This window comes from Flavobacterium sediminilitoris, assembly GCF_023008245.1.
In the GTDB taxonomy this organism is placed as follows: Bacteria; Bacteroidota; Bacteroidia; order Flavobacteriales; family Flavobacteriaceae; genus Flavobacterium; species Flavobacterium sediminilitoris.
In genome coordinates this window covers 663,812-676,465 of the sequence record NZ_CP090145.1, presented here as the reverse complement: position 1 = coordinate 676,465, position 12,654 = coordinate 663,812, and the positions used below count along the sequence as shown (strand labels likewise).

Below are 12,654 nucleotides of genomic sequence, written 5' to 3'. Positions count from 1 at the left end.
ATATAGTACCTTTAAAGAATATTTTGTAATAGAAATCTGCATTTTATTTTTATCTTTTTAAATTCGTATTTTATGAAAAGTTCTCGTTTTTTAAGGTTGTTTTTAATCTTAGTTATGATTGTTTCTTGTTCTAAAGAAAACAAAAAATTTAATTCTGATTATTCTCTTTTTAAAGAACATATTTTGAATTTTAGTTCAGGATTAGTTTCAGCAAAAAGTGATGTTAGAGTCGTATTAGCATTTGATAATGCAGATTGGACACCAAAAAAAGAATTAGATGACGATTTTTTTACAATTACCCCAAGTGTAGAAGGAAAAGTAATTGCACTTTCTACAAATACACTTGCATTTGTTCCAAATAAGCCATTGGAATCTAATAAAGAATATCAAATTTCATTGCATCTTTCTGAAATTAAAGATGTTCCAAAAGAACTAAAAGATTTTAATTTTTCAATTAAAACAATTAAGCAGGATTTTATTGTTTCAACATTAGATTTACAATCATATAGCAAAGAATATTTGTATTTGAATGGAATAATTGCAACAAGCGATAACTTAGATTTAGAAACTGCAAACAAGTTAGTTAAAGTAGAACAAAACGGAAAACAATTAAAAGTTAAAATAGATAAAGAACTAAGTACAGAAAAAGAATTTAAAATAGTTATAGATAGTATTCAACGTTTTGAAGAAGATAGCAAAATTACCATTAAATGGAATGGTAAAGATGTAGGAATTGATCAAGCGGGAACATTAGAATATGAAATTCCGGGTAAAAATAACTTTAAAATAATAAGCGCAGAAGTTCAAGAAGATAATAATCAGGTTTTATTATTAAATTTTTCAGATCCGTTAAAAAAAGGACAAAACTTTGATGGACTTATAGATGTAGAATCAGCATCAAATTTAAAATTTTCAACAGCAGGAAATTTACTTAAAATAATCTTTTCTGAACCTTTGAAAGGAGAATTGTTAGTTGAAGTATTTCAAGGAATTCAAAGTGAAGATGGTTTTAAAATGAAACAAAATTTCTCTCAAAAAGTTTCATTTGAACAGATAAAACCAGCAATTAAATTTATAAAAAGTGGAACAATTTTACCAAGTTCAAATAATTTAAAAATAAACTTTGAAGCTGTAAATTTAAGCGCGGTTGATGTAAAAATATATAAAATACACAAGAATAATATACTACAGTTTCTTCAAGATAATCAAATAAATGGAAGTCAAAATTTAAGAAAAGTAGCATCACCTATTGCAAAACAGAAAATAGTATTAAAAAAGAATAGTCTAATTAATTATAGTAAATGGGGTGCTTATGCGTTAGACTTATCCAAAATTATTGAACCAGAACCAGGTGCTATTTATCGTGTAGAAATTAATTTCAAGAAAAAATATTCATTATATAAATGTTCTGCTTCTCAAGAAGAAGAAATTATAGAAGAAGACGAAGATAACTTTGATAAAGATGAAGTTCGTAGTAATAATGATTATTATTATGACGACTATTATTATGACGATTACGATTGGTATGAAAGAGAAGATCCTTGTACAAAATCATATTATTACCGCAATACCATTTCAACAAATGTAATTGCAACCGATTTAGGTGTAATTGCAAAAAGAGGAGAAAATGGATCTTACTTATTTGCTGTTAATGATATCATTTCAACTAATCCAGTTTCTGGAGCAACAATAGAATTGTATGATTTTCAACAACAAAAATTAGCTTCAGTCTCAACAGACGCAGAAGGAATTGCTACAATTGATGTTAAAAAATATGCCTATTTCGCTATTGTAACTAAAGACAAAAACACAACGTATGTTCGATTAGATGAAGGGCAATCATTATCGGTTAGTAATTTTGAAGTTAGTGGTGAAACGCTACAAAAAGGATTGAAAGGATATATTTATGGAGAAAGAGGTGTTTGGAGGCCAGGTGATACATTGCATATTGCTTTCATGTTGAATGATAATGAAAGTAAATTGGAAAAATCGCACCCTATCAAATTTAAGCTATCTGATCCAAGAGGAAAATTAATGTATCAATCCGTTCAGAAATACAATGAAAACAATCATTATAAATTTAAAATAGTAACAAAAGATTCAGATATTACAGGAAATTGGGAAGCAAAAGTCTCAGTTGGAGGAGCTAGTTTCTTTAAGTCTATAAAAATTGAAACAATTAAACCAAACCGTTTAAAAATTAAAAACAGTTTTGCAGATGCTCAAATTTCAGGAAACAACTTGAATAAAGGGGAAATAGAAGTCAATTGGTTACATGGTGCTGTTGCTAAAAATTTGAAAGTAGAAATGCAAGCCAAATTCATGGAACAACAGACAACATTTAAAGGATATTCAAATTATGATTTTGATGATGATGTAAGAAAATTTTATACAGAAGAAGTAAATGTTTTTTCTGGGAAAGTAGATGAAAGTGGAAAAACAGATGTAACACTTAAACCAGAAATAACTAATCAAGCACCAGGGAAATTAAAAATAGTAATGCAAACTAAAGCATTCGAAAATGGAGGAGACTTTAGTACAGATGTTGTTACGGCAAGTTTTTCACCTTATAAAACCTATGTTGGATTAAAAAGCCCTGAACCAAACAAATATGGAATGCTTGAAACAGGAAAAGTAAATCGCTTTGATGTAGTTACACTTTCTGAAAATGGTAGACCAAAAGCAGTTCGAAATTTAGAAGTAAGAGTGTATAAAGTAGAATGGAGATGGTGGTGGAACTCTGATGGGGACGACTTAGCAAGATATAATTCAGATAACGCAACAACTGCTTATAAAAATTTCAATATCACCACAAATAGTAGTGGAAAAGGAAGTTTTCAATTTTCTGTTCCTGAGGATGATTGGGGGCGTTATTTAATACGTGTGGTAGATCCAAATGACGGACATGCTACAAGTATAACTTCTATTATTGATTGGCCTTATTGGTCAGGAAAAACGAAATCAGGCGATGGGTCAACTGCAAATATGTTGGTTTTTGCTTCGGATAAAGAAAAATATGCTGTAGGAGAAAAAGCAATAATATCGTTCCCTTCTAGTGCTGGAGGAAGAGCCTTATTATCATTAGAAAATGGATCAAAAGTGGTTAAAACATTTTGGGCAAATACCTCTAAAGGAGAAACAAAAGTAGAAATTCCAGTTACACCAGAAATGGCTCCAAATGTTTATGTGAACATAACATTGCTAAAACCACATGGTTCTACTTTGAATGATACACCAATACGTATGTATGGAATTATTCCTATAGAAGTAATTGATAAAAATACAGTTTTAGAGCCTCAAGTTTCAATGCCTCAAGTGCTTCGTCCAGAACAAAAGGCAACGCTAAAAGTAAGTGAAAAAAGTGGAAAAGAAATGACCTATACCGTTGCAATTGTAGATGAAGGATTGTTAGATTTAACACGTTTTAAAACTCCAAATGCATGGGATAAATTCTATTCTAAACAAGCTTTAGGAGTGAAAACATGGGATGTTTATGATGACGTAATAGGAGCTTATGGAGGAAAAATTAATCAGATTTTTAGTATTGGTGGAGATGAAGATTTAGGAGGAAGTAATGCTAAAAAAGCCAATAGATTTAAGCCAGTAGTTATATATTTAGGGCCATATAAATTAGAGAAAGGACAAACAAAATCACATACTATTACTTTGCCAAACTATGTAGGTTCTGTTCGTACAATGATTGTAGCAGGAGATGCAAAAACAAATGCCTATGGTAGCGCCGAAAAAACTACACCAGTAAGAAATCCTTTAATGGTTTTAGCATCTGTTCCTAGGAAAATTTCTCCAAATGAAAAAATAACACTACCAGTTACTGTTTTTGCAATGGAAAACAACATTAAAAATGTAACAGTGCAAGTAAAAACAAATAATGGAATTAGAATATTAGAATCAGCTAAACAACAAATTAGTTTTAGTTCACCTGATGAGAAAATGTTATATTTCAATTTAGAAGTTGGTGATGTAACTGGAATAGGTAAAATAGAAGTAATTGCTACTTCTGGTTTTGAAAAAGCATCTTTCCCAGTAGAGATTGATATTGTAAATCCAAATCCAGAGACAACAGATTTTGTAGATATTGTTTTAGAACCTAATACAACAAAATCAGTTAATTGGGAAACATTTGGAATAACAGGGACAAATAAGGCTCAGTTAGAAATTTCGTCTTTCCCTACAATCGATTTCAATAGAAGATTGAAGTTTTTAATTCAATATCCTCATGGTTGTGTTGAGCAAACTACGTCAAGTGTTTTTCCACAATTATATTTAACAGATGTAGTTGCAATTGACGATGCAAAAAAACAAGATATTCAAAGAAATGTAAACGATGGAATTCAAAGATTAGGAAGATTCCAAATCTCAAACGGAGGATTACCATATTGGCAAGGAAGTGCTTATTCAGATGATTGGGGAACGTCTTATGCAGGACATTTTATGATAGAAGCAGAGAAAAAAGGATATGTCCTACCAGTAGGATTTAAGCAAAAATGGATTTCATATCAACAAAGACAATCAAAACAGTGGAGATATAATGGAGGCTATTATAATGATTTTGCTCAAGCATATCGATTATATACTTTAGCTCTTGCTGGTTCTGCCGATTTAGCATCTATGAATAGATTAAGAGAAACAGTAGGTATTTCAGATGAGTCTAAATTACGTCTGGCTGCTACTTATGCTATTGTTGGACAGAAAAATGCAGCATTAAAATTAATTAATGAAGTATCATCATTTGATTTTAATACAAAACGAAACTATTATTATTACGGATCAGAAGATAGAAGTAGAGCAATGCTATTGGAAACGTATTTATTAGTAGATAATAAAACAAAAGCATTCGAGTTAGCAAATAGATTAGCTAAAAGCCTTTCCTCAAATCAATATATGAGTACGCAAACTACAGCATATTCTTTATATGCAATGTCAAAATTTGCAGTTAAAAACGGAGGTAAAGGAGTTAATACAGTAGTGAGTTTTAATGGAAAATCAGATAATTTAGTAACTCAAAAATCAATTATAGATAAGAGTTTGTCTGTTAAGCAAGGGAAATATTCAGTATCAATTAAAAATAACAATAGTAATACTATTTATGTAAGAGTACTTAATAGTGGAGTATTGCCTATAGGACAAGAAAAAGAAATGCAGAAAAATTTATTGGCTGTTATTTCATATAAAGCAAAATCAGGAGCTGCAATTAATTTTAATGCTATTTATCAAGGTACGGAGATTATAGCTCAAGTAACAATTAGAAATAATTCTAGTGAGAGAATTGAAAATGTAGCACTTACGCAAATAATTCCTTCTGGGTTTGAAATTATGAATTATCGCTATACCGATTTTGGAAGTGTTGCAGAAAATAAAGCAGATTATATTGATATTCGTGATGATAGAACAAATTTCTATTTTAGTTTAAAATCAAATGAATCTCGAACATTTACAATAGCATTAAATGCATCTTATTTAGGAGATTACTATTTACCAGGAATTCAATGCGAAGCCATGTATGATGATAGTTATGTGGTAAGAAATAAAGGGCAATGGATAAAAATAATAAAAGAATAAAACAAAAATCAGATAGTTTTTTTAAAAGCTATCTGGTTTTCATATTGTTATGAAAAATATTTTTTCTTTAAATGTAATTGATAAAATAAAAAAGCATAAAATTAAAACTACTATAGGCTGTATACTTATAGTAGTTTATTATTTTTCATTGCCTCAAACTCTTTTTAAATCAAATTACACTACAGTAATTGAAAGTGCTGATGGGCAATTCATAGGGGCAAAAATAGCAGATGATGGACAATGGAGATTTCCAGAAAATGATAGTGTGCCTTATAAGTTCCAACAATGTATTGTTGCTTTTGAAGATCAATATTTTTATAAACATTTTGGTTTTAATCCTATTTCAATGTATCATGCTTTTTTGCAAAATAAAAAAGCAAACAGAATAGTTAGAGGCGGAAGTACTATTACCCAGCAAGTAATACGTTTACATAGAGATGGTAAAAAAAGATCCTATTTTGAGAAAGGGATAGAAGTGATTTTGTCTACCCGATTAGAATTTCGTCATTCAAAGGATAAAATATTACAATTATATGCTGCTCATGCTCCTTTCGGAAGTAATGTGGTAGGTTTAGAAATGGCATCTTGGCGCTATTTTGGCTTGCAACCGTATCAATTATCATGGGCGGAAGCGGCAACTTTAGCTGTTTTGCCAAACGCTCCAAGTCTAATATATCCTGGAAAAAATCAACAAAAATTACTGGAAAAAAGGAACAGATTATTAAAAAAACTATACCTAGATAAAACGATTGATAAGGATACTTATGAATTAGCTTTGTTGGAGCCGTTACCTCAAAAACCATTTTCAGTTCCACAAATTGCACCACATTTATTACAGAAAGTAGCAAAAGAACATAAAGGAAAAAAAGTAAAAACAACTATTAAAGTTGGAATCCAAGAAAGAGTAAATGATATTGTAAGTCAATATTATAATCTATACAAACAAAATCAAGTTCACAATATAGCAGTTTTAGTAGTAGATGTTAAAACTAGAAATATAGTTTCTTATGTGGGAAATAGCCCAACAGATATAGAACATCAAAAAGACGTTGATATTATTGAGGCACCACGAAGCACAGGAAGTATTTTAAAACCTTTTTTATATACTGCAATGCTTGATGATGGTGAAATATTGCCCAATACTTTAATTCCAGATGTACCAACTCAAATTTCGGGATATTCTCCTCAAAATTACGATTTGGCTTATGACGGAGCTGTTCCTGCTAGTAGAGCATTAGCTCGTTCGTTAAATATTCCATCTGTTTTAATGTTACAAGAATATTCAGTAACTAGATTTTATGAACAACTTCAAAAATTAAAATTAAGAGATGTTAATAGGCATCCTTCAAATTATGGATTGTCATTAATTCTTGGTGGAGCGGAAGCCAACCTTTGGGATTTATGTAAAGCTTATGCATATATGTCTGGAACATTAACAAACTACACTCAAACACAAGATGAATTTAGAAGTAATGAATTAGCAACTTTGAATTATAATAGTGCGTTTAAAACAGATTTTGGTAAGCCCAAGAGAGAGAAAAATGTGTTTAGTGCAGGAGCTATTTGGCAAACATTTAATGCTATGAAAGAAGTGAATAGGCCACATGGCGATGAAGCATGGCGGTTTTATGATTCATCACTAGAGATAGCTTGGAAAACAGGAACAAGTTTTGGAGGAAGAGATGCTTGGGCAGTTGGAATTACAAAAGATTATGTTGTAGGTGTTTGGGTAGGAAACGCAACAGGAGAAGGAAGGCCTTTATTAACAGGGGTAGAGAGTGCTGCTCCTATTTTATTTGATGTTTTTAGATTGTTTCCAAAAACAAATTGGTTTCAAGCACCATACAATGATTTGGAAGAAAAATTAATTTGTAATCAGTCAGGATATATGGCTCAGGAGAATTGTGATGCCAGTTTACAATGGATTCCTAAAACAGCTAAAAAAACAGAAAGCTGCCCTTACCATAAGCTAATCCATGTAGATAAAAGCGAACAATTTAGAGTAAATAATAATTGTGAAGTAATGGACAATATTGTAACAAAATCATGGTTTGTATTGCCTCCAGTTATAGAGTGGTATTATAAAAGTAAGCATGTCAATTATAAAATGTTACCACCATATAAAGAGGGTTGTGTAGATAACAATCAAGATAAGAAGATGGATTTTATATATCCAAGTGCTAATATTAAAATTATGCTAACTAAAGATTTTGAAGGAGAGTTACAACCTGTTATTTTAAAAGTCGCACATTCCAACTCTGAAATGGAACTTTTTTGGTATTTAGATGAAAAGTATTTAGGCAGCACTAAAACATTCCATGAAATGCAATTAGTAGCGTCAACGGGAACTCATATAATAACCGTTGTAGATGAATTAGGGATAGAAATTAAAAGAAAAGTTAAAATAGAAAGTAATTAGTAAAAACGTAAGTTCGAGCGCTTTTTAATGACTTTTTTGTTCTTAATGCGGTTTTCTATTAAAAATCACTCGAACCAATGAAGATGTTATCAAAAAAGTGATATTCAAGATAGGTGTAAGCGTCACGAGATTTGATATTAAGAGGAGGAAGCCTGATAGGCTTCAGGTATTTTTATAAAAAAAAACCGCCCATCTTTTATGAGAGGCGGTTTTTGTTATTTAATTTGGTTTCCTTGTTTATCAAAAAAGTGATATTCAAGATAGGTGTAAGCGTCACGAGATTTGATATTAAGAGGAGGAAGCCTGGTAGGCTTCAGGTATTTTTATAAAAAAAAACCGCCCATCTTTTATGAGAGGCGGTTTTTGTTATTTAATTTGGTTTCCTTGTTTATCAAAAAAGTGATATTCAAGATAGGTGTAAGCGTCACGAGATTTGATATTAAGAGGAGGAAGCCTGGTAGGCTTCAGGTATTTTTATAAAAAAAAACCGCCCATCTTTTATGAGAGGCGGTTTTTGTTATTTAATTTGGTTTCCTTGTTTATCAAAAAAGTGATATTCAAGATACGTGTAAGCGTCACGAGATTTGATATTAAGAGGAGGAAGCCTGGTAGGCTTCAGGTATTTTTATAAAAAAACCGCCCATCTTTTATGAGAGGTGGTTTTTGTTATTTAATTTGGTTTCCTTGTTTATCAAAAAAGTGATATTCAAGATACGTGTAAGCGTCACGAGATTTGATATTAAGAGGAGGAAGCCTGGTAGGCTTCAGGTATTTTTATAAAAAAACCGCCCATCTTTTATGAGAGGCGGTTTTTGTTATTTAATTTGGTTTCCTTGTTTATCAAAAAAGTGATATTCAAGATACGTGTAAGCGTCACGAGGTATAATTTTCACCCATTTTTTATGTTCAAAAAACCATTTTGAACGTATTGATGGAAAACCTTTTTCAAGGTATGCTGCCACGAAAGGGTGGGCGTTTAATACCACTTTTTTATGGACTTTTAAAATTCTTTCTAGGTCAGCCGTTATTTTGTCAATAATTAATATTGGAGCTTCAATTTCACCATTTTCATTTGGATCTTCTTCTCTCGTTTTAATATTAACTTCCGGTCTAACTCTTTGTCTAGTAATTTGAATCAATCCAAATTTGCTAGGAGGCAAGATCTTGTGCTTGGCCTTATCGTCACTCATTTCTTCTCTTAAGAAATCATATAATTGTTTTCTATTTTCTGCATTCTGCATATCAATAAAATCAACAACAATGATTCCTCCCATGTCTCGTAAACGTAATTGTCTCGCTATCTCAGCGGCTGCAATCATGTTTACTTCTAAAGCAGTATCCTCTTGGTTTAAAGCTTTATTTGAACGATTTCCACTGTTTACATCAATTACATGTAACGCTTCTGTGTGTTCAATAATCAAATAAGCACCTTTGCTCATTGAGACTGTTTTTCCGAAAGAAGTTTTAATTTGTCTTTCAATATGATATTTCTCAAAAAGAGGAAGATCTTTTGACTGATAGTGTTTTACGATAGACACCTTGTCAGGAGCTATTTCTTGCAAATAGTCCTTCGTTTGAATATATAATTCTTCATCATCTATATTAATACTGGTAAAAGTATCATTAAAAACATCTCTTAATATTGAAGATGCTTTGTTGAGTTCACCTAATACTTTAGATGGATGATGAGCATTTTGTAGCCTTTTACTCATGGCAGACCATCTGTCTAATAAAAGTTGTAGGTCTTTGTCTAGTTCAGCTACTTTTTTGCCTTCAGCTACTGTTCTCACAATAACTCCAAAACCTTTTGGTTTAATAGAAAGAACAAGTCTTTTTAGTCTATCTTTTTCTTCTTTAGAATCAATTTTTTGTGAAATTGAAACACGATCTGAAAAAGGAACTAAAACTACATATCGTCCTGCTAAAGAAATTTCAGAACTAATTCTGGGTCCTTTAGTAGAGATAGGTTCTTTTACTACTTGTACTAAAATCGATTGATTGGCGCTGAGAATATCAGTTATTACGCCATCTTTATTGATTTCAGCTTCAAAAGGAAAATTTTTGAGTGAATAATCTTTTAGTTTACCTGCGCTTACAAGTTTAATAAATTTCATCAAAGAAGGAAGGTTTGGACCTAAATCATGATAGTGTAAGAAAGCGTCTTTTTCGTAACCTAAATTAACGAATGCTGCATTTAAACCTGCAACTGGTTTTCTTATTTTGGCAATAAAAATATCACCAACACTAAAGTTATTCCCTTTTTCTTCTTCTTTGTGTAATTCAATTAGTTTTCCATCTTTTAATAAGGCAAAATCTACTGCTTCTGAACCCGATCTAATAATTAACTCTTTGTTCACGCTGTACATTTTTATCTATACTTTTTTAGTGATTAGTGATTAGTTGTTAGTAATTAGTCAAAAATATAAATGCCAATTACTAGTTACTAGTTACTAATTACTGCTTTAGTACAGATGGATTAAACAATATTTTACAGGTTTTAACCCGATAATCAGTACATTAACTGATTAATTTCAAAGAACTTTAAAAAAAGAAAAGTAGTATTAAACTACTTTTTCTTTTTATGACGGTTAGCTCTTGCTCTCTTCTTGCGTTTGTGAGTCGCTACCTTATGTCTTTTTCTCTTTTTACCACTTGGCATAACGTTGTTGGTTTAGATTAATAAATGATTTATACTGCTATTTCAGTTTTAGTTTTTACGCTCTCAACAAAAACTTTAGCAGGCTTGAATGCTGGAATGTTGTGAGCAGGTATTTTAATGGTTGTGTTTTTTGAAATGTTTCTTCCAGTTTTTTCTGCTCTTGTTTTAATAATAAAACTTCCAAAACCTCTTAAATAAACATTATCACCTGTTTCTAATGAGTTTTTTACTTCTTCCATAAAAGACTCTACAGTTGCTTGAACATCAGCTTTTTCAAGACCTAATTTTTCAGAAATTTTAGCTACAATGTCTGCTTTCGTCATTTTCTTTCGTATTAATATTTTATGTTCTTTTTTTGAGTTTGCAAATATACGAATTAAAAAAACAATTAATCAATCTTAATTAATTAAATTTTAACTACTAATCTTTTTATTTTTGCTTTTCAAACTATAACAATGGAATTTTCTAACTCATTAATTGATTGGTATTTACAAAATAAACGAAATTTACCTTGGAGAAATACAAATGATCCATATCAAATTTGGTTGTCTGAAATCATTCTTCAACAAACAAGAGTGGCCCAAGGAATGCCTTATTTTGAGGCTTTTATAAGAAATTTTCCTACAGTTTTAGATTTGGCAAGTGCTTCAGAAGAAGAAGTGTTGAAATTATGGCAAGGACTAGGTTATTATTCTAGAGCAAGGAATTTGCATGCTGCTGCAAAATATATTGTGAATGAGTTAAACGGAGTTTTTCCATCAACATACAAAGAGTTATTAGAACTGAAAGGAGTAGGTGATTATACGGCTGCTGCAATTGCTTCGTTTTCTTATAATGAACCTGTTGCTGTGGTAGATGGGAATGTTTTTAGGGTTTTAGCTAGAATTTTTAATATTTCTAGTGATATCGCAATTCCTAAAACTAAAAAGGAATTTCAAAAATTAGCGCAAGAATTGTTGCCGATAGATAATGCTGCTAGCTTTAATCAGGCAATAATGGAGTTTGGAGCATTGCAATGTGTGCCAAAAAGTCCTAACTGTGAAGTGTGTGTGTTTAATTCTAAATGTTTGGCGCTTCAAAAAAAAATAGTAGATAAGTTACCTGTAAAACAGAAAAAAGTAAAAGTACGAAATAGGTATTTTAACTATTTGATTATTATTGATAAAGATAATAATTTTGTCGTTGAAAAAAGAGAAGATAAGGGAATTTGGTTTAATTTATATCAGTTTGAACTACTTGAAAGTGATGATAAGAAGAAATTAGAAGATGTTGTAGCGGAAATTAAAACGAAGTTTAAACCTCAATCAGTTTTATTAAAAAATACGGAAGAAATTATTCATAAATTATCACATCAACATTTGTATATTCATTTTTTTGAATTGAAATTTGATAATAGTATTGAAAAAGCAGTTCCAATTAGTGAATTAATAAAATTGCCATTTCCTATTGTTATTCATAATTTTATTGAATCAAATTATTTGTAATACATCGAAAAACACTATATTTGGTGTACTAAAAAATCATACACGCCATGAACGGTACACTAAACAAAGTTCTTTTAATAGGACATCTAGGAGATGAGGTTAAAATGCATTATTTTGATGGAGGGAATTGTATTGGTAGGTTTCCTTTGGCAACAAATGAAGTGTATATAAATAAGACAACAGGAGAAAAAATTACTTCTACAGAATGGCATAATATTGTAGTTCGAAATAAAGCGGCTGAAATCTGCGAGAAGTATCTTTCTAAAGGAGATAAAATATACATTGAAGGAAGAATAAAATCCAGACAATGGCAAGCAGAAGACGGTAGTACTAAATATACAACTGAAATTCAAGTTACCGAATTTACATTCTTATCTACTAAAAAAGAGACAGAATCAAGTAATAAGCAAAATTTTAAATCAGACAGTTCTGAATCATCAAAAAACACTAATTTTGACGCTTCAAAAGGTATGTCAGAAAATGATGATTTGCCTTTTTAATGTTTAACTAAT

General features: G+C 30.7%; 6 protein-coding genes. 4 read left to right on the top strand and 2 right to left on the bottom strand.

Translation table 11 applies throughout. From position 1 onward, the window contains the following. The first annotated feature begins 72 nt into the window (after positions 1–72). Complete coding sequence (locus tag LXD69_RS03250) at positions 73–5,580, top strand: alpha-2-macroglobulin family protein (protein WP_246917546.1); 5,508 nt, start codon at positions 73–75, stop codon at positions 5,578–5,580. Positions 5,581–5,629: 49 nt separating this feature from the next. Then, positions 5,630–7,999, top strand: a complete 2,370-nt coding sequence (gene pbpC / locus LXD69_RS03245) for a penicillin-binding protein 1C (RefSeq protein ID WP_246917543.1) — start codon at positions 5,630–5,632, stop codon at positions 7,997–7,999. A gap of 815 nt (positions 8,000–8,814) precedes the next feature. Here the strand turns inward: pbpC and LXD69_RS03240 are convergent. Together LXD69_RS03240 and LXD69_RS03235 are read right to left on the bottom strand one after the other, a co-directional pair. Further along, entirely contained in the window at positions 8,815–10,356 is a 1,542-nt protein-coding gene (locus tag LXD69_RS03240; protein WP_246918924.1) for an Rne/Rng family ribonuclease, read from the bottom strand. A 331-nt stretch (positions 10,357–10,687) separates the two neighbouring features. Then, entirely contained in the window at positions 10,688–10,993 is a 306-nt protein-coding gene (locus tag LXD69_RS03235; protein ID WP_255350299.1) for an HU family DNA-binding protein, read from the bottom strand. A gap of 120 nt (positions 10,994–11,113) precedes the next feature. Here LXD69_RS03235 and mutY point away from each other — a divergent pair, with 120 nt between their 5' ends. Both mutY and LXD69_RS03225 read left to right on the top strand, forming a co-directional pair. Next, on the top strand, positions 11,114–12,142 hold the full coding sequence (mutY, locus tag LXD69_RS03230; protein ID WP_246917541.1) for an A/G-specific adenine glycosylase: 1,029 nt from the start codon (positions 11,114–11,116) through the stop codon (positions 12,140–12,142). A gap of 47 nt (positions 12,143–12,189) precedes the next feature. Continuing rightward, the gene (locus tag LXD69_RS03225; protein WP_045969209.1) at positions 12,190–12,642 is read left to right on the top strand and encodes a single-stranded DNA-binding protein; all 453 of its coding nucleotides are present in this window, start codon (positions 12,190–12,192) and stop codon (positions 12,640–12,642) included. Positions 12,643–12,654: the final 12 nt, after the last annotated feature.